Origin of the sequence: Caballeronia sp. ATUFL_F2_KS9A (assembly GCF_023630765.1) — a bacterium.
GTDB lineage: Bacteria > Pseudomonadota > Gammaproteobacteria > Burkholderiales > Burkholderiaceae > Caballeronia > Caballeronia zhejiangensis.
Genome location: NZ_JALQEK010000056.1, coordinates 100,669 through 120,636, shown reverse-complemented (window position 1 = coordinate 120,636; position 19,968 = coordinate 100,669). Strand labels below are relative to the sequence as shown.

20 protein-coding genes and 1 pseudogene are annotated in these 19,968 nt (G+C 62.7%); 11 read left to right on the top strand and 10 right to left on the bottom strand.

Features of this window, described 5'->3' with window-relative positions; all coding sequences use genetic code 11:
• Positions 1-10: 10 nt before the first annotated feature.
• From speB to NCS67_RS31550, 5 genes are all read left to right on the top strand, one after another.
• Positions 11-964, top strand: a complete 954-nt coding sequence (gene speB / locus NCS67_RS31570; protein ID WP_250437915.1) for an agmatinase — start codon at positions 11-13, stop codon at positions 962-964.
• A gap of 434 nt (positions 965-1,398) precedes the next feature.
• Positions 1,399-2,073: an alpha/beta hydrolase family protein gene (locus tag NCS67_RS31565; protein WP_250437914.1), complete on the top strand. Its 675-nt coding sequence runs from the start codon at positions 1,399-1,401 to the stop codon at positions 2,071-2,073.
• A 482-nt stretch (positions 2,074-2,555) separates the two neighbouring features.
• Positions 2,556-3,845: an LssY C-terminal domain-containing protein gene (locus NCS67_RS31560; RefSeq protein ID WP_250437913.1), complete on the top strand. Its 1,290-nt coding sequence runs from the start codon at positions 2,556-2,558 to the stop codon at positions 3,843-3,845.
• A complete protein-coding gene (locus NCS67_RS31555) occupies positions 3,842-5,095 on the top strand; it encodes an LssY C-terminal domain-containing protein (protein WP_175982115.1) in 1,254 nt (417 codons plus the stop codon). Before NCS67_RS31560 ends, NCS67_RS31555 begins: the two co-directional genes overlap by 4 nt.
• Positions 5,082-6,239: a lipase family protein gene (locus NCS67_RS31550; RefSeq protein WP_008345539.1), complete on the top strand. Its 1,158-nt coding sequence runs from the start codon at positions 5,082-5,084 to the stop codon at positions 6,237-6,239. Before NCS67_RS31555 ends, NCS67_RS31550 begins: the two co-directional genes overlap by 14 nt.
• A 321-nt stretch (positions 6,240-6,560) precedes the next feature.
• On the opposite strand, the gene NCS67_RS31545 is transcribed toward NCS67_RS31550, so the two are convergent.
• The 4 genes from NCS67_RS31545 to NCS67_RS31530 form a co-directional block, all read right to left on the bottom strand.
• A complete protein-coding gene (locus tag NCS67_RS31545; protein ID WP_008345540.1) occupies positions 6,561-8,630 on the bottom strand; it encodes a hybrid sensor histidine kinase/response regulator in 2,070 nt (689 codons plus the stop codon).
• Positions 8,631-8,637: 7 nt separating this feature from the next.
• Positions 8,638-10,146 carry an ATPase domain-containing protein gene (locus NCS67_RS31540; protein WP_033535654.1) on the bottom strand — a complete coding sequence of 503 codons (1,509 nt, stop codon included), beginning with the start codon at positions 10,144-10,146 and terminating at the stop codon, positions 8,638-8,640.
• Entirely contained in the window at positions 10,136-10,498 is a 363-nt protein-coding gene (locus NCS67_RS31535; RefSeq protein ID WP_250437912.1) for a HigA family addiction module antitoxin, read from the bottom strand. Before NCS67_RS31535 ends, NCS67_RS31540 begins: the two co-directional genes overlap by 11 nt.
• Positions 10,499-10,694: 196 nt before the next feature.
• Entirely contained in the window at positions 10,695-11,618 is a 924-nt protein-coding gene (locus NCS67_RS31530; RefSeq protein ID WP_250437911.1) for an NAD(P)/FAD-dependent oxidoreductase, read from the bottom strand.
• 805 nt (positions 11,619-12,423) lie between these two features.
• Between NCS67_RS31530 and NCS67_RS31525 the strand changes: the two genes are divergently transcribed.
• From NCS67_RS31525 to NCS67_RS31510, 4 genes are read left to right on the top strand one after another with little or no spacing between them, the layout of a single operon-like run.
• Positions 12,424-12,681 (top strand): hypothetical protein, encoded by a 258-nt coding sequence (locus NCS67_RS31525; RefSeq protein ID WP_250437910.1) that lies wholly within the window; start codon positions 12,424-12,426, stop codon positions 12,679-12,681.
• Positions 12,678-13,262, top strand: coding sequence for a diguanylate cyclase (locus NCS67_RS31520; RefSeq protein ID WP_250437909.1), 585 nt, complete (start codon positions 12,678-12,680; stop codon positions 13,260-13,262). The genes NCS67_RS31525 and NCS67_RS31520 overlap by 4 nt, the downstream gene beginning before the upstream one ends.
• A 56-nt stretch (positions 13,263-13,318) precedes the next feature.
• Entirely contained in the window at positions 13,319-13,873 is a 555-nt protein-coding gene (locus NCS67_RS31515) for a DUF3005 domain-containing protein (protein ID WP_008345556.1), read from the top strand.
• Between the two features lie 27 nt (positions 13,874-13,900).
• Complete coding sequence (locus tag NCS67_RS31510; protein WP_250437908.1) at positions 13,901-14,146, top strand: DUF3460 family protein; 246 nt, start codon at positions 13,901-13,903, stop codon at positions 14,144-14,146.
• 9 nt (positions 14,147-14,155) lie between these two features.
• Here NCS67_RS31510 and NCS67_RS31505 read toward each other — a convergent pair whose 3' ends face one another.
• Positions 14,156-14,620 (bottom strand): DUF2269 family protein, encoded by a 465-nt coding sequence (locus NCS67_RS31505; protein ID WP_175982122.1) that lies wholly within the window; start codon positions 14,618-14,620, stop codon positions 14,156-14,158.
• Positions 14,617-15,921: an NAD(P)H-binding protein gene (locus tag NCS67_RS31500; RefSeq protein WP_250437907.1), complete on the bottom strand. Its 1,305-nt coding sequence runs from the start codon at positions 15,919-15,921 to the stop codon at positions 14,617-14,619. Before NCS67_RS31500 ends, NCS67_RS31505 begins: the two co-directional genes overlap by 4 nt.
• Here NCS67_RS31500 and NCS67_RS31495 point away from each other — a divergent pair.
• Together NCS67_RS31495 and NCS67_RS31490 are read left to right on the top strand one after the other, a co-directional pair.
• Entirely contained in the window at positions 15,920-16,408 is a 489-nt protein-coding gene (locus tag NCS67_RS31495) for a hypothetical protein (RefSeq protein ID WP_175982124.1), read from the top strand. The genes NCS67_RS31500 and NCS67_RS31495 overlap by 2 nt on opposite strands.
• A 28-nt stretch (positions 16,409-16,436) precedes the next feature.
• Positions 16,437-16,553: pseudogene (locus NCS67_RS31490) on the top strand (zinc-binding dehydrogenase); the annotation flags it as partial.
• Here the strand turns inward: NCS67_RS31490 and NCS67_RS31485 are convergent.
• The 4 genes from NCS67_RS31485 to NCS67_RS31470 form a co-directional block, all read right to left on the bottom strand.
• Positions 16,540-16,977 (bottom strand): pyridoxamine 5'-phosphate oxidase family protein, encoded by a 438-nt coding sequence (locus tag NCS67_RS31485; protein WP_175982125.1) that lies wholly within the window; start codon positions 16,975-16,977, stop codon positions 16,540-16,542. The pseudogene NCS67_RS31490 and the gene NCS67_RS31485 sit on opposite strands and share 14 nt — an antisense overlap.
• Before the next feature lie 123 nt (positions 16,978-17,100).
• Positions 17,101-17,670 (bottom strand): YbhB/YbcL family Raf kinase inhibitor-like protein, encoded by a 570-nt coding sequence (locus NCS67_RS31480; protein WP_008345576.1) that lies wholly within the window; start codon positions 17,668-17,670, stop codon positions 17,101-17,103.
• A 107-nt stretch (positions 17,671-17,777) separates the two neighbouring features.
• The gene (locus NCS67_RS31475) at positions 17,778-18,710 is read right to left on the bottom strand and encodes an MBL fold metallo-hydrolase (protein WP_250437906.1); all 933 of its coding nucleotides are present in this window, start codon (positions 18,708-18,710) and stop codon (positions 17,778-17,780) included.
• 263 nt (positions 18,711-18,973) lie between these two features.
• Positions 18,974-19,966 carry an ABC transporter substrate-binding protein gene (locus NCS67_RS31470; RefSeq protein WP_250437905.1) on the bottom strand — a complete coding sequence of 331 codons (993 nt, stop codon included), beginning with the start codon at positions 19,964-19,966 and terminating at the stop codon, positions 18,974-18,976.
• Between the last annotated feature and the right edge of the window lie 2 nt (positions 19,967-19,968).

Here is a 19,968-nt window from a genome sequence, read left to right as displayed (position 1 = left end):
GGAACTCATCATGGCCAGCACCGATCTTTCGCAGATGCAGTTGCCGCGCTTCGCCGGCATTCCCACTTTCATGCGCGTGCCGTTCGAGCGCGACCTCGCGGCGCTCGATATCGCGCTGGCGGGCGTGCCCTTCGATGGCGGTGTCACCGCGCGTCCTGGCGCACGCTTCGGGCCGCGCGAGATCCGCAACATGTCGACGATGATGCGCGCGATTCATCACGTCACGCGATTCAATCCGTTCGAAGCGTGCCGCGTGGCCGATATCGGCGATGTGCCCTTCGAGCATCTCTACGATCTAGAAGCCGCGCACGCCGATATCCGCCGCTTTTTCGAGCCGGTATTCCGCGCGGGGAAGATAGCGCTGATCGCGGGCGGCGATCACTCGATCACCTATCCGGTCTTTCAGGCGATCGCGCCGAAGCAGCCGCTCGCGCTCGTGCATATCGACGCGCACACGGACACGTGGGACGCGTTCAAGGGCTCGAAATTCACGCACGGCGCGCCGTTCAGACGCGCGGTCGAAGCGGGTCTTCTCGAGCCCACGCGCACGATTCAGATCGGCATACGCGGCGCGCAGAATACCGACGAAGGCTGGCGTTATTCGTTGGATCACGGCATGCGCGTGGTATTCATCGAAGAGTTCGAGGAACGCGGCCCGGCGGCGATCGTCGAAGAAGCGCGGCGCGTGGTCGGCGATGCGCCCGTGTATCTTTCGCTCGATGTCGATGGGCTCGATCCGGTGTTCACACCTGGCACCGGCACGCCGGAAATCGGCGGATTGACGACGCGCGAAACGCTTGCGTTGCTGCGCGGACTCGACGGGTTGAACTGGGTCGGCGGCGATGTGGTTGAAGTGTCGCCGCCGTATGATCCGAGCGGCAACACCGCGCTCGTCGCCGCAACGATGATGTACGAGATGCTGTGTCTGTTCGCGGCACGTCAGGCGGGATCGAGCCGACGCTAGCGCAGCGTCGAACGCGCTGCCGCTCGATGGTCCCGGCGTTAGCGAGCGACGTACCCGCGTCGCGGCCATACGCGGCCAACCATGCGTCGACTAAGAGCTTCTTGCTGCCGGACCTGCTCTTTCAGGGAGCCCGATAAATGAACCGCCCTCCGAGAACTTCCTTTGACGCTGCTTGCAGTGTCGTAACAGCTCGCTAACAATGATGCAGGCGTGCTATTACGCGAATGTCTCGAAGCGCAAATCACATTGCTGTCGGGCTTTCGGTCGTCAACCGACACATCGCGACTGCGGCGCCCTCCGCGATGCGCGCGCTCCATGGATCGGCCGGCAAAGTCCGCCCGAGCAATGCCTTGCCGGAAGCTGCCACAAGCGTCTCCCGATGCCTCATTGATGCAGAATCGGCACAAAGACCACACCGACACGACCTGAATACCATGGACGACGCAGAATCGCTTTCGCTCGCACTACCCGACGGCTCTAAGGTCTCTGCGCTCCTTCAAGTGCCAGCGCACGCGCGAGCGCTATACGTCTTCGCGCACGGTGCGGGGGCGGGCATGCAGCACGCCGGCATGTCGTCTTTGGCCGACGCGCTTGCCGCGGCGAACGTCGCCACATTGCGCTACCAGTTTCCGTACATGGAGCGGGGCTCCAGGCGGGTGGACTCGCCGGCCGTGGCACATGCTGCCGTGCAGGCAGCCGTCGCAGAGGCCCGCCGGCGGCTGCCAGCCCTGCCGCTCTTCGCGGGCGGCAGGTCGTTCGGCGGCCGCATGACGTCCCAGGCCCAAGCCATCTCCGCGCTCGACGGCGTGCGTGGCCTCGCTTTCGTCGCGTTCCCGCTGCACCCGGCTGGGGCGCCCGGCGTCGAGCGGGCGCGGCACTTGGCGGACGTCACGGTGCCGATTCTCTTCCTGCAGGGCACGCGCGACAAGCTGGCCGAGCTTCACCTGCTGAGGTCGGTCGTCGAGACGCTGGGGCCGCGCGCCACGCTGCATGTGGTGGACGACGCAGATCATTCGTTTCACGTGCGCGCATCCTCCGGCCGGACCGACGCGGAGGTCGTGCGCGAACTAGCGCGGACGATGTCGGAGTGGTTCTTCGCCGAAGGGTAGTTCGTGCGCGTTACCTGAGCAAGCGCAGGAATGCTTGTAGCAGAGTCGGGACGGGAAGCCGGCGAACTCGCCGTCCTGCACTCGCCCTCTCAACGCTTTGCTATCCGCAGACGGTCTGTCGCATAGCCACGACAACCGACGCCTGTCGCGTCGGCGGCGTTTTGCCAGTGCTTAGTGAGTGAATTTGTCAGATCGATCTTTTTGCGGTGCTTCCGCCCCCGGAAATCGCGGCGGGCCATCTGCTTTGATTTGGCCGGCGCCGATCCGTGCAAGCCGCTTAGGGACGCGGCCGGAAAGCAATCAAGACTTTGCGATCATCAACTCCGTGCTGCACGGATGCGATCCACGGTCGCTACCCCATCGGCGCCCCAACCTCTACTAAACTGGGTAGCGTACTCCTGCAAGCTCAGTGAGGGCGGCGCGCAGTTAGCTAGCTGATCCGCGCGACCGAACGCCACGGTGTCAACCCCGGAGTTGACTTGATGAACAGCGTCGTTACCAGGATGCTGATTGCGATTTCCGTCGGCTATCTAGTGGTCGGTTGCGCTGCGGTTCCGCCAGAAGCCGCAATACCGGCTTACCAAAACCGGGCCGTGACACGCGACGAGGCCGGCATCGAGGTTTCAACAGCCGTGCTGTCCTCAGAGGAAAGCGCGGCGGTGTACGGTGTCCCGCTTGCCGAAAGAAGAATTCAGCCCGTCTGGATCGAGGTCCGCAATCGCGAGGACCACAACTACTTTCTCCTGTCACCCGGCCTGGATCCAAACTTCTTTCCCGCATCGGAGGCGGCAGAGGCTTTCAGCAGCGATGCTCCGCCCGACCAGCGTTCCGAGCTCGCGCGCCGCTTCCGTAGTCTCGCTTTTCATAACCCCGTGCGTCCCGGAGAGACGGTCGCGGGGTTTGTGCTGACGAATTTCAACGCGGGCGCGAAGCTGGTGCAACTGGATCTCGTCGCGAGCGGACACGCTCGGACGTTCTCCGTTTTCGTATCGGTACCTGGGTTTGAAGCCGACTACAAGCGTAGTCGGGTCTTCAGACGGGCGACCGATCCGCAGGAGCCCACTGTAAATTACACGGACGACGCGAGCTTTCGAGAAGCGCTCGAAGCACTGCCCTGTTGCGCAACTGACGAGGACGGCTCAAAGAAGGGCGACCCGCTCAACCTGGTGATCGTCGGCAGCCTCGACGACGCCTTTCCCGCACTGGTGCGGCGGGGCTGGAGCCTCACGGAACGAAAGTGGTCGGGGGCAATCGAGCGGATGATCAGCGCCGCGTTGTCGGGCCAAGCGTACGTCAACGCGCCGGTGAGCGACCTTTACCTGTTCGGACGCGCCCAAGACCTCGCGCTTCAAAAGGCGCGGGGCGACATTCACCAGCGCAACCATATGCGGCTCTGGCTCAGCACGATGCGCTATCACGACAAGCCTGTGTGGGTTGGACAGATCAGCCGCGATATCGGGATTCGCCTGACGTGGCACTCGTCAACGTTCACGACACACAAGATCGACCCGGAGGTGGATGAGGCACGCACTGCGCTGACCGAAGACATGGCGTATTCCCAGAACCTGTTCAAGATGGGACTAGTGACGGGAGTGGGTGCCGTGTTGGAAGCTGCGCCGCGAAGGAATTTGACGACCGACCCGTATTACACCGACGGCTTCCGCGTCGTGCTGGTGTTCGATCGCACGCCGAGGCCGTTATCGCAGATCGAAATCTTCCCGTGGATCACTCCGTACAAGGTACTGCGGGTGACGCCAGGAGCGAGGCCATGACCATCCAGCAGACCTTGCGCAGGCGACGGTCTAATGCAGGACTCGCGCTATGCCTGGCGCTCGCGCTGGCCGGCTGCTCGACATGGCAAGTTCCGCCCGAGGCGGACGCTGAGCCGTTGCGTCAGCGCGAGGTCAGCGCCTCCAGTCGCGGCGTACGCGTGAGCGCAACGGTGCTTAGCGAGGAAGACAGCAAGCGGATGTATGGTGCCGACGTCAACAGAACGGGAGTGCAGCCGCTTTGGCTCGAAGTGCAGAATGGGACGTCGCAGGCGCTGTGGCTTTTACGCTCGGGCACGGACCCGGACTACTTTTCACCTCATGAAGTCGCATGGTCAATGCATACGCTGTTTGGCGGCGCAAGCAACAAGCGCATGGACGACTATTTCCGTGATCTCAGGTTCAACAACCCCATCCCGGCGGGGGAGACACGATCGGGCATTTTGTTCACCAACCCCGATCAAGGCATCAAGCTCGTCAATGTCGATCTGCTGGGAAACCAGACGCTGATGCCCTTCTCGATCTTTCTGCGTGTGCCAGGCGGCACAATGGATCCACGGCTGTCGCAGATCCCTCTGCCACCCTCTGCCACTGGAATCACGGACTACCAGGACCTGGCGTCGCTGCGCGCGGCGCTCGAGCGCCTACCATGCTGTGCCACCGACCCGAGCGGGACTATTCAGGCCGATCCGCTAAATGCCATTGGCATTGGCCAGCTCACCGACATCGGCGCAGCGCTGGTGCGGCGCGACTATCGGCGCGATGCGCGGGAGTTTGACCTCGCGCAGCGCGTCTTCGGTCGGGAACCGGACTTTGTCATGCGCAAGCAGGCGCAGGCCGGGGCGCCCGCAAACTGGATCCGGGGATGGCTCGCTCCGATCCGCTTTCAGGGACAACTGGTCTACGTCGCGCAGGTCGGCCGCCCTGTCGGCGGGCGCTTTGCGCCCCGCGATAAAAAACGCCTCACTCTCCACGAGAACGTCGACGAGGCACGCAACTTTCTGATGCAGGACCTGATGTATTCGAGCGGCCTCGAAAAGCTCGGATTTGTGAACGGTGTTGGCCCCGCACCGCCGACTCGTCCTCGTATAACCCTTGACGGTGCGACTTACTATACGGACGGATTGCGCGCGGTCGTGTTCTTCGCCACCCGGCCACGGAGTCTGTCGGATGTCGATTTTCTTGAGTGGGTCCCCTATCTGGAAGAGCCAGATACTCGTCAAACTGGAGCAACCGGCAATGCGAGTCAGTGACTCGAGATCGAGATGGGCGCTCATTCAATTCAAGCGTCAGGTTGCCGCTGCCTTCGATGCGTGCCGCCAGATCAGCGCTTGGTTAGCGACGATCACGTCGTGCGTTCTCTTCGGCGCATGCGCGGCGAAGCCGCTTATCCCGTACTCGGCCGATACACCCCCGATGGTTCTCATGCCCGCGTCTCAGGCTGGCGTCATGGATAAGCGAGGGCGCTTTCGGGAAATTTATTGCGCGGTCCTCGAAGCACGCGGTGCAGCGCTACCCGACTACCGCCCGTGCGAGCAAGCGCTGACGCGGGTCGGCGCAGAGTCCCCTGGCACCGGCGAGCCCGTCGAACTTGGCCAGTCCAGGCGGCACCTGATTGGGGCGGTGGTGCATGGCGTCGGCTACGATTGCTTCGATCCCTGGCTGGATACGCCGGATACCGTCGTGACGCATCTTCGCGAGTATGGCTTCGATGCAGCGCTCATCAACGTCGACGCGCTGTCGAGTTCCACTAACAATGCACGGCAAATTCGCGACGCGATCATGGCTATGCCGGCATCGGAGGACGCGCCGCGGCTCGTGTTGATTGGTTATTCGAAGGGGGCGCCCGACATTTTGGAAGCACTGGTCGCCTATCCTGAGATACGAAGCCGCGTGGCGGCGGTGGTGAGTGCCGCCGGTGCAATCGGCGGCTCCCCGCTCGCCAACGACGCCGACCAATATCAGGCCGACTTGTTGCGATATGTTCCGGGCGCAACCTGCACATCGGGCGATGGTGGTGCCGTAGAGAGTTTGAGACCTGCGACTCGCAAAGCGTGGCTCGCGCAGCATCCGCTTCCGGCTGATCTGCATTACTACTCGGTCGTGACGTTCCCGCAGCCCGAGCGAATCTCCTCGATCCTGAAGTCGAGCTATGACAAGCTCGCGCGCGTCGACTCGCGGAACGACAGTCAGGTCATCTTTTACGATCAGGTTGTCCCCGGCAGCACGCTTCTCGCCTACGTCAATGCGGATCACTGGGCGCTCGCGGTGCCTGTTGCGCGGACCCACCCTACGATCGGGGCGCTCTTCGTTACACAGAATGCGTATCCTCGCGAGGCGCTGGCAGAGGCGATTCTGCGCTTCCTGGAGGAGGATCTTGGCGTGCCGATCCGCTGATTAGCTGGCAGTCGTCTGTCAACGAACGCGTTCGGGGCCGTTTCAACCGGTTGATGCAGCCCCATGTACACCGGTCCGGCGTCGGTCAGGTCTCGACCTGAACCGGCCGCTGGAGCGGTCACACTGCGACTTGGTCGAACGGCAGAAACCGGCCGGTTGCGGAATTTAGCACAACGGCCAACCAGCTAACGAAAGGGTGAGGAAGTAAATCCGTGCAGCCATATGCGTTAAGCGGCAACCATCTCTGCAGACGTCGTTCGTTCGTCAAGGCTGTTACGTGTCCGGAAGGCGGCCCGTTCGCTGGCTCGTGCGATGGACAGCTTACTGCGCCCCGGATTGCGGCGATTCCAAGCTTTTCACGGCGTTCCTGATCTCTTGCAGAAGCCGGCTTTGTTGATACGGCTTGCGTAGTCTCGGTAGGTCCGCTCCGGTGCCCTCCGGCAGTTCCGCGTAGCCGGTTGCGAGTATGACAGGCAGGACGGGCCTGAGTGCCCGCGCCGCATTGGCCAATTCAACGCCGGTCATCTTGGGCATTGAGAAATCAGTTAGCAGAACGTCAACTTTCTGGCCTGCGCGAAGGACTTGGAGCGCGGCGTCCCCTGATGCGGCCTCGATCACCTCATGTCCAAGGTCCTGCAGGAGATAAGATGTGCTTGACAAAATAAGTGGGTCATCATCGACGACTAGTACGGTGGCGCGCAGCTCGCTGGCGTCGGCCGGACCGTCGTCCTTCGGGTCATCGGCGATACGCTCCTCGGCAGCCGGCCGACCCGTGACAGGAAGCCAGAGCGATGCACGCGTGCCCTTTCCATACGTGCTTTCTAGACGAAGCGCGCCTTGTAGCTGACGCGCGAGACCGTGAATCATCGAAAGGCCAAGCCCCGTGCCCTTCCCCACTTCCTTGGTCGTGAAGAAGGGTTCCGTCGCTTTGGCGAGTGTCGCGGCGTCCATGCCAGTGCCTGTGTCTCTCACTGTCACCCGCACGTAGTCGCCGGCTCGCAGGTCGCCATCGCCCGCAGAATGCGCGGTATCGACGCTGATTTGGATTGCGCCGCCATCGGGCATCGCATCGCGCGCATTGACTACCAGGTTCAGTATCGCCAGTTCAATCTGATTTGTATCGACGCGAGTAAACGGCACTTCTTCGGGCGTATCGATGACCAGTTCGATCATCGAGCCAATCGACCGGTCCAGAAGGTCGGCCATGCCGTGAACCAGCGCAGACATCTGGACAGGCTCGACCTTAAGGACCTGCTGTCGCGCGAACGCGAGCAGCCGTTGAGTGAGCGCGGCGCCGCGTTGAGCGCCTTTCAGCGCGCCATCGACCAACCGACCCACTCGCTCTTCCGGCGGCACTTCCTTTCGCACGAGTTCGAGATTCGCCATGATCGCCATCAGCAAATTGTTGAAGTCGTGCGCGATGCCGCCCGTCAACTGGCCGATCATCTCGAGCTTCTGGACCTGCCGCAGCAGCTTCTCTGTATGCTCGCGCTGCCGTATTTCCTCGAGCACCGTTCGATGCGCGTCTTCCAGTTGCGCGGTGCGCTCCAGCACCTTGACTTCGAGCGATTCGTTCACCCGGCGCAGCTGATCTTCCGACGTTTTGCGCAGCGTCACGTCGGAGCAAACGCCGACGAGCCGAACGATCCGGTCGTCGCGCACGACACGCGCCCTGACTTCAACCCAGTGCACGGTCCCGTTCCGCCAGACGTTGCGATACTCGATCGCATAGTCGCAGCCGGTTTCCGCGCTGACCGCGATGGCTGCCTGCACCCGCTCGCGATCCTCGGGATGAGTGCTTGCAATCAGTTCTTCATAAGTAAAATTGTCGGTCTCCAAGCGGCCGAATATCGCTTTGCAAGTCGTCGATGCTGTCAGCGTGTTGCTGGAAAGATCGAGGCTCCAGGAGCCGAGGTGTCCGGCCGTGAGTGCTATGCGAAGATGCGCTTCGCCCTCATCGAGTTCTCGGATTCGAGCCCGAGCCTCGAACTGGCGATTCCGGCCCCGCACCGCTGTTTCGACGACGCTTACGAACGTCGTCGGATGAAACGGACGCTCGATGAACGTGACGTTGCCGAGTGCCGTAATCAACCGCTCGGCCATCGGTCTGCGAACGGGACCGCTGCGCTGTGTGAGTACGACAAATGGAAGGTCCGACCACGGCGGCTGCGACGACACCCATCCCGCCAGCGTGGCGAGGTCGGCGCCGTTCAACGCTTCGTCGGCGACGATAACGCAGCAGACGTCGTCTCTCAACGTCTCGCCGAGTTGCGCTACGTTCTTGCACGGCTCTGCGTCGATCCCGGCCGCCCCCAACAGCGCCTGCGCAACGACGCAGTCGCGTCCCGACGGGGTGAGGAGCAGCACGGGACATCGCTCGGTTTCGGCCATGCGATCGTCAGTCCTTGGTTGCAGTCTTCGGCGTCAGCAGAGGCGCCGACTTTCCGACGAACGTCGGTACGCCTCGAAGCACCCCCTGGAAATCTTCCAGCGGCTCTCCGAGCGTGAGCCCCTCTGAACCGATACGGAACTCGCGGATCGATTCCTCATGAGCCCCGGTGCGCTTCTTGATGACCGACACCGCGCGTCGAACGCGCCCGATCGCTTCGAAGTAACGAAGCAGGATGACCGTGTCAGCAAGATAGGTCACGTCGACCGGCGCCTTCATGTCGCCGACGAGGCCGTGCTGGGCGACCGTCAAAAAGGTGTTCGCGCCCTGCCGATTCAGATACTGCAACAACTCGTGCACGTGCAGTACGAGCGCGTTTTCCTCAGGCATGGCGGCCTGATACCCGTTCAGACTATCGATGACAACCGTCTTTACACGCGCGCGGTCGACGCTCGCACGCACGCGATGCGCGAACTCGCCCGGCGACAGCTCTGCCGCGTCCAGTTGTTCGACGTGCAGATCACCGGCATCTCTCATGGCTTCGAGGTCGATGCCCATTGGGCGCACACGGTCGAACAGAAGGCCGAGCTCTTCATCGAAGACGAAGAGCGCAGCCTTTTCGCCCCGCCGCACGGCCGCCGTGACGAATTGGATCGCGAAGAGGCTCTTGCCGGTCCCTGCGGGACCAAGGATAAGCGTGCTGGATCCTTGCTCGACACCCCCGCCGAGCAAAGCGTCGAGTTCCGCAACGTCGCTTGTCATTTGCGTGCGCGCGTAACTGGTTCGGTGCTCACCGGCGACAAGTCGCGGGAACACCGCCACCCCGCCGTGTCGGATCGCAAAATCGTGATAGCCGCCACGAAAATGCTGACCGCGGTATTTGAGCACCCTTAGGCGCCGGCGCTCGGCGCCATATTGCGGCGATAACTCCTCCAGTTTGATGACGCCGTGCGCCACGCTGTGCACGGTCTTGTCCGCCGCATCGGAGGTGAGATCGTCCAGCATGAGCACCGTGGCGTCGCGGCCCGCGAAGTAATGCTTGAATGCCAGGATCTGCCGGCGGTAGCGCAGCGAGCTTTGCGCAAGCAAGCGAATCTCCGAAAGACTATCGATGACCACGCGCTTCGGTTTCACGCGCTCGAACTCGCCGAGGATGAGCCGCGTCGTCTCGCCCAGCTCGAGGTCGGAGGAATAGAGCAGCGTCTGCTGCTGATCGGCGTCAAGCAGATTTTCGGACGGGCTGACTTCGAAGATGCTGATCTGTGGACCGAGCCGCCATCCGTGCGACAAGGCGCCGTTGCGCAGTTCCTCCATCGTCTCGGAGAGCGTGATGTAAAGGCATGGCTCCCCCAGTTCGGCGCCAGCCTGCAGGAAACTCAGCGCGATGGTCGTCTTGCCCGTGCCCGGACTTCCCTCGAGAAGGAACAAGTTGCCCCGGCTCAGTCCGCCAACGAGAATGTCGTCGAGCCCCGGGACGCCCGTGCGAGCGTATTGGGGCATTACGGTACTATCGTTCATCTGTTGCTCCAAGCTGCTTCATTGCAACACGGGAGAGCCTGTGTTTCGCAATTTTCGTCAGCGCCTGCTCGAGCGAAGTACGAGCGTCGCAGACATCATGCGCGGATTGCAGTTCCAACCAGTGCATCGCCGGCACGCCACAAAAGGCCTCGAGACGCACCGCCATTTCGGGCGTGATGCTCGCGCTGCCGTCGAAGATCCGGTGAAGCGTTTGACGAGCCACGCCCAGATCTCGGGCCGCCTGGCTCACCGAGAGGCCCAAATGGGGCAGCACAAAGATCTTGAGAAGATCCCCTGGATGGTGTGCCTCGTCCTGATAGCGGGTGGTGCCGGGAATCGACGTGGAAGCCATGGTGGCAAGCGTAACGCGTTGCGTGACAAGTGATCAGGCTACCATGAAGCTGGGTGAGCCGCGCCGTGAGCGTCCCGGCCCGGCCAGACCATCTTTTCACAGATTCCCTCGCTCTGAGCCGCGACAGTGCGAAGCAAGATGCGGCGCAGTTAGCCTACTCACGCCGATGCTGATGTCGCAGCGGCCTGCCGCCGCTTCAAAGCGGATTGCCTGGCAAGCTGCAATGGATAGCCGTCGCCGCGATCGCGGCTTCGCCGACTGCCACGCAGATCTGATTCAACGAATTGACTGCATCGCCCGCGGCAAATATGCCGGCCACGCTAGTGCGCTGCCGCTTATCCGCCACGATCATGCCGTCCTCATCCCGTTCGACGTTCAAGCCACTCAATAGCTCAGTTTCTTCGCGAGAGCCAAGCACAGGATAGACAATATCGAACCTCTGTCGCCGCCCATCCGGGCAGACAACGCTCAAGCGCCCGTCAGCGTTAGCCGAAGCTTCGAGCGCACCCAACGGCACCAATTCTATGGCGTTCTCTACGGCCGACGCGCGCTGCTCTTGCGTCAGCGCCGAAAGGTCGGGCGCGACGACAGCTACCTGCCTGCAAAACGTTCGGAAGAACAAAGCGTGCGACAGCGCTCGTGACGCGGAACCCAGCATCGCCGCCCGTTTGCCTTGCGCCTCGAAGCCATCGCATATCGCGCACAACCTGAGCAATCCTTTTTCGGTAAGCCGTTCGGCTCCGACGATCGGCGGTAGCCTATCGCGGATCCCGAACGCGAGCAGGACACGATGTGCCAGAACGCTCTGCCTGTCAGCATCGCCGCTGCTCCTGTAGTCCACGACGAAGCCGGCGGACACCTGTCGTATCGCGACGACTCGGCCGGCGATTATCGGCACCGGGTAGCAATCGACCTGTCGACGCATCTTGACGATGAGTTCCTTGCCGCTGATGCCGCCTTCAAAACCAGCAAGGTTACGCACGATCGGGATCCGCGACGCTCTGCTCTGACCGGCATCGATAACCAGGGTCGAGCGCCTGAACCGGGCAAGATAGAGTGCAGCGGTCAACCCAGCCGGACCGCCGCCGATAACAACACAGTCAAAAGCCTGATCCATCATCGATTCCTTCTTGCACAACCGACATAGCCGAATCAACACGGTGCGCGGTTCATTAACAAGCCTTCGTGGCAGGGTTGAGCAATTCCGATTCCCAAAAGTCCCATGTTGGAACCCGACAATCAAAGTGATCGCGACAGTGCGTACGGGTCGCAAGCACCCGACCCGTCGAGCCACGCTGCCGATTCGACATGCCCGGAGTTAGCAAGCGGGTCTCGTGCGCGGCAGCCCAGGCAGCCGTCGACTTCGTCGAAAAGCCAATCTCGTCTTTCGTTTCAGTCTCAGGTCGAGGCACCGAAAGAGCGCTTCGTGGGAAGGACACCGACGTTCGCGCGGGCAGCGCCGCCGCCCGCTTGTGGGTGGGATGATCGCGACGCCAGATCAACCAGCAATCAGAACGGGTGCGCGGTTCGGTGGCCAAAGGCAACCCGCCGTCCGCCTGTCACAGCGTTCCGACCGACTGTGTTTCACACTGAACGGTGCACCGATGTTCGGACATTGTGTCGCGAGCCGGTCGGCCAACCGTCTGTGGATCGGTGGCCGTGCAACTTTCAGCACGCGTCTTGAATATAAGAGGCCGGGTTCACTTCTTGAAACAGCGGCAGGCTGACGCCGGTCGCCTTGTCATCCGCGAGCGCTCTGCTGCCCGGCAGACCCTCGGTGTTCGGATCGCGCGGTTTGTGGACGCCCGCGTTTGTACTTCCGCGTTGACGTTCCGCTTCCTCGCATTTCGTACATGCGCGCTGAGTCGTGACGCGCGGCAGTGCCCGTGACAATGAGCACGTACCTGTGGTGAAACCAGTCGAACATGCCGAAAGCCAACATCACTATTCGAACCATGACAGCGGAGCCGCTTCCCGAGCACGACCTGATAACCGCACTGATGCAGCGCCACGTCGCCGTTCTCGATGCCCGCGTCGCACCCGATGGCATCAACTTCGTTTGCGAGGCCGACGTCGGCGCGCTCAGGCGCTGCGCCGAGCATCTCGCGTCGCTTTCCTTCGTCGGCGGCGTCTCGCTTCAACTGTGTCAGGCCGCGGCATCGCCCGGCGGCAGCGGAACATGAATCCGGCGCTCGCGCAGCACTTCCTGCTCTACGGCGTGCTTCCGTTGTGGCTCGCCGCCGGCACCGCGGACGCGCTTTGTCACCGCTGGGCGAATCTTCCCGAGACTGCCGGCGTGCGCGAATCGCTGATGCATATCGCCCAGCTAACCGAAGGCGCCGGTGTCGTGCTGTGCGCGTTGTTCCTGCAAATCAACGCGTTCGCGATCGTTGCGATGGCCGCGCTCATCGTCGTCCACCATCTCACCGTGTATGCGGATCTGCGCTACGCATCCGCGACGCGCGTCATTACACCCGTCGAGCAAATGGTACATAGCGTTCTTGAGATGGCGCCGATCGTCGGGCTAGCCATCATTTGTCTCGCCCATCCCGATGTCTTCGCCAGACTGTTCGATAACGCCGCTGGTTACACGCCCGCATGGCGCGATCCTCCGTTGTCCTCGACGACCGTCACAGCCGTGCTGATGCTCTGCGCGATATTCGGCGCCGTGCCGTACGCGATGGAACTCGCAGCGTCTATCCGCGCTTCGCGCAAGCGGCAACGGCGGAAGACGGATGCCGCCAGCGAGTCCGTCATGCGCTAGGCACGCGCCATGCGCAGACCGAGTCGTGCAGCGAGAAACGACGACTTGGAGCAAGCATGCAGAACGCCGAAGGCAACCCGACCCAGGCCCAGCAGAACGAGATGGCGGCAAAAAGCCCCGCCAAGACACCAGCGACAGGCACCGCATCGCCCGATGCCGCCACGCAGGCAGCGGAGTTCGGCCGCGACCGCAATGCTGGCTCGGCCGAGCCCGGGCAGCGCAATGACCCGTCGCCGCTGCCCGACATCGACCATGCTTCGATCGCGCGGGATTCCGGCGATCCGGTGCAGCGGGCGAACAGCCGCATCGTCGGCGTGGATTCGCAAGGCATGGGCTCGACGGACGATACCGTGGACGCGGACGCCAAGTCGATCGAGGCGCGCCGCGATCTGTCGGGCTGGCACGACAACGTCATCACATCGAACGCGACGCTCGAAAACAACGTGCCGGCGCCGGCCGCAGGACTGGGCGGCATCGATAGCCGCGTGACGGGCAATCTCCCTTCCATCTTGCCGAAGCCGGGCTATCGGGTCGTCGTTACGGAAACGGTGTACGCCGAAGAGCGCAACGGTTCACGCGCATCGCACGTGTTCAGGCTGGAGCGCGAATAGCCCGGGCCGCACCCCGAGGAGCAAGCGATGAGTTTCTTGCAGCGTCTCTTTCATCGGCGCGAGCACGCCGTCAAGACCGATCTCTATGTGTCGGACTTCGAGCAGTTTCTGAATCGGCTCAAGCACGATCATCCCGAACTGGATCGCGAACAGATGCTCGGACGCGCGCTGCTGTGGGACAAGCTTCCACAGTTTCCGAACTCCGGCGATGTTGCCGGGAAGGAAGGCGAGCTGAGACAACCTTCGTATGTTTATTACAGCCGGACGGATTGAACTGCGTGCCTAGAGCGTCTTCGTGACCATCAGCCAGAAGATGCCGACGAACGCGACGAACGCCATCACGCCGAGCGCGATCCATGCGGACATGAGGCGCCAGTAGCGCCTCGACAGCCCGGCGTCGGATACGGCGCAGGCTTGCGCCTCGGCGGCGAGGCGCATCTGCAGCCACACGACGGGCAGCCAGCACGCGATCGCGAAAACGTAGAGGCCGATCGACCAGGCGAGCCAGGGACTCGAAACGGGAAAGCCCGTGAGCCGCATCATCAGATAGCCGGTGAGCGGCTGAACGATGGCGGTCGGCGTCGTGAAAAGCCAGTCGGCCAGCACCACGAGCCGCGACACGCGCGCGACGGTCCGTGCATCGCGTCCGATGCTCGCGGCGAGCAGATAGAACGCGGAGCCGATTCCGGTGCCGAACAGGATCGTCGACGAGATCACATGGATCCACTTGATCGTCAGATAAGTCACGTCGAGCCCTTTCCATCAATGTTCATCAGCAGTAAGAGTGCGGCGATCATCGGCAGATTCTTCGACAGCGGGCCATACGGATGCAGCCAGAACTCCGGCAAGCGCCAGGTAATCAGCACCGAATAGACGACGATCAACCCGATCTGCGCCCACCAGAGACGGCGTCGCGGTCCGAGCCGCGCGGGCCACGCGAAGCACAGCACGCCCAATAGCAGGTCCAGCAGCGCGGCCGAATACAGCAGGAAGAGGCGCGTGCCTTCGGGCGCGCCGACTCGCGCCAGCAAGTCGAGGCTCGCCGCTCGCGGATAGAGCCAGGCGGACACGATCGCGGTCCATATCCACACCGCGCCGATGGCGCCCGCCAGCAGCGGCGCGAGCCACGCGAGCTTCGCACGCAGGCCAAGCGTGGCGCGTTTCGACGGCTCGTCGCCGAGCGATCGGGGCGGCCTGCCGAGCCATCGCTGCATGCCATCCGCCGATGCCGCGTTGCCCCGTTCCAGCATCGCGAGTGCATCGGGGCTCATCAGCGCGCCGGGCAAGCGCGCGCATAACGCGGCAGCCGTCTTGACGAGCGGCATCGGCACCGGCATGAACAAGGGCGCACCGGCGGAGCAAAGCCGATTCAGCAGACGCAAGTATTCCTTCATCGTCACAGGTCTCGGACCGACAGCCGCCACCGTCTCGCTCGCGGGGGCTGCGCTTGCGCGCGTCAACGCGCCGCGCGTCACGAGTTCGACCACATCGTCCACATGAACCGGCTGCACGACCTGCGCGCCCGACCCCGGCAGCGGCACGACCGGCAACGTCGACCACGCGGCGAAGAACTGCGTGCTGCGTCCGTCTTCGGCGAACACGAGCGAAGGCTGCACGATCAACGACGAGATGGGCAACGCGCGCAACGCGTCGTCGGCGGCTTTCTTGGAGCGGTGATAAGGCGTCTGTGCGCCCGCATCCGCGCCAAGCGCCGATATCTGCACGATGCGGCCCACGCCTGCCATCACGGCCGCCTGGAACAGCGCGATCGGCGAACGCGTATGGATGCGCGAGAAGTCGTGTCCGGTCCGGTCCTCGAAGATGCCGGCGGCATTGATGACCACATCGACGCCTTCGAGCAGCGGCATCACGCTTGCTGGGTCGAGTTCATCGCTCAAATCGAGCGCCACGAAACGGCAGCCTCTCACGGCGCCTTCGCCGCCAGGCGCATGGCGCGCGGCGCACCTCACCGCGTGTCCTTGCGCAACCAGCGCCGCCGCGATGCGCGAGCCGAGGAGCCCCGTGGCGCCTGTCAGAAAAACGACCATGACTGAAGACATCGACCCTGTGACGGATATCCTGATTCCCGGCTCCGTTGCCGGACTGTTATCGACGGCGGCCCTTGCGATCTGTGGGCGTCTGCACGGCAAACGCGCAAGCGCGCCGATCAGCGCCGTCAGCCACTGGTTATGGCCGCAAGAAGCAAACCAGACCGCGCGGCCGGAATGGCGCCATCTGCTTGCCGGTCTCGCCATTCACCAGTCGATGTCGATCGGCTGGGCCGCCTGCAATGCGCTGGCTGTCGCGGCCGCGCGCACATCGCCGAGACTGCGCGGCGGTGCCGCGCCGACTCACGGACAACGCGTCGCACTCGCCGCAGCGACGACGCTTGCCGCAGCGGCCGGCGATTATATCGTCGTCCCCAAGCGCTTCACGCCCGGCTTCGAATATCACCTGCCCGCGGCGCACATCGCCGCTGTCTATTTGGCGTTCGGCGCGGGACTGGTTGTGCCCTTTCTGTCGAAGCGCCGCTGAATGCGCAGCCTCGCTCGCTGCAATCCGCGTCGTGGACTCGACGTATCCGCTCGCGCGTGCAACCGACGCGCATCGGCGGATGGAATCGTCGACGAATGTCGGCAAGATCATTCTGTCAGCGGCTACGGCAATCAGTCAGGCGTGATCTCGCCATCCTCTTCGCCCATCCAGTAGTGAATGCGCTCGGCGCGAACCTTGATGAGTACGATCCCCGGCGTTTCGAAGCCTTCCGAGAACCACTTCTCGATGTCTTCGTTCCAGTGATCCTTCATCGCCGGTTTCTCGCGAATGAGCTCCGCGCGGCCCTCGACGGCCACGAAAAGCGGCGGCGCGCCGTCCGGGTTCGCGCTGCTCGTGAAAGTCAGCGCCACGGTCGCATCGGCCTTGATCTCCTGCACCGTATGCGTTTCTTCGAGTGTGAAGAAGTAGCTGTCGCCGTCGTATTCGACATCGCGGTTATTGCTCATCGGCCGCGCGGCGATCTTGCCGTTCAGCGAGCGCGTCGAAAGCATCGCGAAGTCGATCTCCGCCATCTTGGTTGCGAGATCGTGCAAAGTCAGTTGGCTCATGGTGCTCTCCGTGGGTTGATCGCGTATCTTCCGCAACCCGCGTGCCGGTTCGCATCGGAGAGCCGCCGGATGGACCAAGCGTGTACAGCCGGACCGGTGATCACTATCGCCTTGCAGGTCTGCTCAGTCCGCCGAACGGTGATAGCGCGCCACGTAGCGCGCCTGGCCGATGACTTTCCCATGCATCTGATAGGCGACAAGCGCGGGACTTGAATCCGCTTTGACATCGAGGCTCGAAACGGTCAAAGCCGAAGCCGTCACGATGTATCGATGCGCTTTGCCCGGCGGCGGGCACGGTCCGCCATACGCCGAAGCACCGAAATCGGTCAGCGTCTCGATTGCACCTATCGGTAGCACTCGGGCATTGCCCGACGCGCCTTTTTCAATCGATGTTTGCGACGGCGGAATGTTTGCCACTTGCCAGTGCGTCCAGCCCAAACCGCCGGTGGGTGCATCCGGGTCGTAGATGGTGATGACGATGCTCTTCGTGCCGGCCGGAACATGCGACCACGAAATGCGCGGAGAGACGTTTTCGCCATGACAGCCGAATTGACCGTACACCTGTTCATTTTCGAACCGACCGCGATTCAGCCCATCGACCTTGACAGTGAAGGAATCTGCAACCGCAATGGCGGGTACTGTTGCAAGCAAAGCCGTGCAGCACACGGCTGGCAGGAGACCGTTGAGTTCCATATCGTGTCCGTTGTATAGAACCAGTAGAAGAAGGCCGCTCACTGACTATCATTGCCAGTGACGCGGATGTCCTCGAATCCAACTCGCAATGCGCCGCGAAGTATCGATCAATAGTCCCACTGCACCGGCACGAAGCGGTAACGCTCACCGCTCTTTGCAACATGACCGATCGACGGAAACGCGACGTGCGCAGCAGCGAGCAGCGTGCCGGTGTCAGCGGCGGCGTCGAGCAGCGCAATACGCACGTCCACACAGGCTTCGGGATCATGTTCGAAGCCATTCTGCCAATCGGGGTTGTCGAAGTTGACTTCGAAAATGGCGTCGCCGACGAACGTCAGCTTCTCCCCGTTCGATGCGACATCCACGACGCAGTGCCCCGGCGTGTGGCCACCCGTCACCCGCGCCGACACGCCCCGTGCGACTTCAACTGTCTGATCGAACTGCACGATGTTCTCGCTGTAGCGTTTCGCGAACTTCGCAGCAGCCTCGCGGAGCGCCGGAGGAACCGCTTCGGGCATCACCGTCTTGCTGAAGTCCGGATTCTTCCAGAACGCGATTTCAGCGGCGGACACATGAATGCGCACGTCGGGACGCAGCTTCGCCTTGACGCCATCGACGTTCAGCCCGCCGACGTGATCCATGTGCATATGCGTAATCACGATATCGGTGATGGCAGCCAGGTCGATACCGGCCGATTCCAGGCGCATTACCGACTGACCGGCGCGCGAGAAGTATTCGAACCCATCGCCTACGCCCGAGTCGATCAGGATCAGGCGTTCGCCGCTGCGCACGAGCGCGATATTCAACGCCCAGTCGAACGTGTCCCGTTGCAGGAAACGGCCATCGAACCATTCGTTGCGATCGGCTTCGCTCACGTTCGTGGACATGGTGGAGGTCGGCAGCGGCAGCACGCCGTCGCTGATCAGCACGACATCGATATCGCCTATGCGAACTGCGTATCGGGAAGACACGAGCTCGCCCGATCCTTCTTTGCCGAGCTTGGCGATAACGGGCTGCACATTGCGGGTTGTCTGGCTCATCTTCGATAGTCCTGGAAATTTGATGGCGTGAGCGCGCGTTGCGCTTCCTTTCGCTCGCGTTCGACCGAGCGTGTGACGGATTGTAGGAAGCGGTAGCGAAGGCCAGTAGGGTCGCGAGTGCATACACCGTGTTGCCTGAGTGGCGACAATGGACGGTCGCGACGGCCGTCATCCGGTGAGTCCAGACTGAACGGAAGATGCCGGAACCGGCATGTGAGGCGCTATCGAAGATGTGAGGCCGCGTCGCCGCGGCCATGTCACGCTCAGATCTTGAAGCTTTCCAGCGTCGCGGGATGAAAGAGTTCCTCGGGCTGCAGCAGCCGGCTGGACAAGCCTTCCTGATGATGCCGCTCAAGGAACCGCGACAACACGTGCCGGTTCGGCTCGAAGCCATACGACCAGAAATCGTGGCCCATGAGACGCCGCGCATTGCGCAACTGTTCTTCGACGAACGGCAGCGTCACCTTGGTCGCGGACGTATCGCTGAGTCTGGCGAGCGCCAGCGCCTTGCTCTTCTCGAACGCCTTCGCCACCGCGCCGGGCAGCCACGGATGCTGCTCGGCGAGCGTGCGCCGCACGCCCAGCAGATGCATGATCGGGAACAGTTTCGTGCGCGTGTACCAGTCGGCGGCGGCCTTTTGCGGATCGTCGAAAAGGTATTTGACGTTCGGATGCCCGTTCGCGAAGCACGACGGCGCGCGCGGGCCGATGAGCGCATCGATCTCGCCGGATGCGAGCATGCCCGAGATCGTCTGGTTCTCCGGTGCGTTTTCGAGCCTCACGTCGCCGGGCAGCTTGAGACTGATCTTTTCGAGCCGGCCGGCTTCCTCATAGCCGCCGCGAACCCACGTGACGTCCGACGGCTTCAGACCGTGATCTTCCTCGAGAAAGAGCCGCGCCCACACGTTCGCCGTCAGCTGATATTCCGGCACGCCGATGCGCTTGCCCTTCAAGTCGGCAGGCGATTCGATGCCGCGATCGTTGCGCACATAGATCGACGTATGCCGGAACGCGCGCGACGGAAAAATCGGCACGCCGATATACGGGCTCGTGCCCGCCGCCGTCTTCACGCTATAGCTCGACAGCGACAGTTCGCAGATATCGTAGTCGGCGTGGCGAAACGCGCGAAAGAAGATCTCTTCCGGATCCTGCAGCATGAAGATCGGATCGACGCCGTCGATCTGCGCTTCGCCATCGACCAGCGGCCGCATGCGATCGTAGTTCCCCACCGCGACCGACAGATTGAGCTTGCCCATAT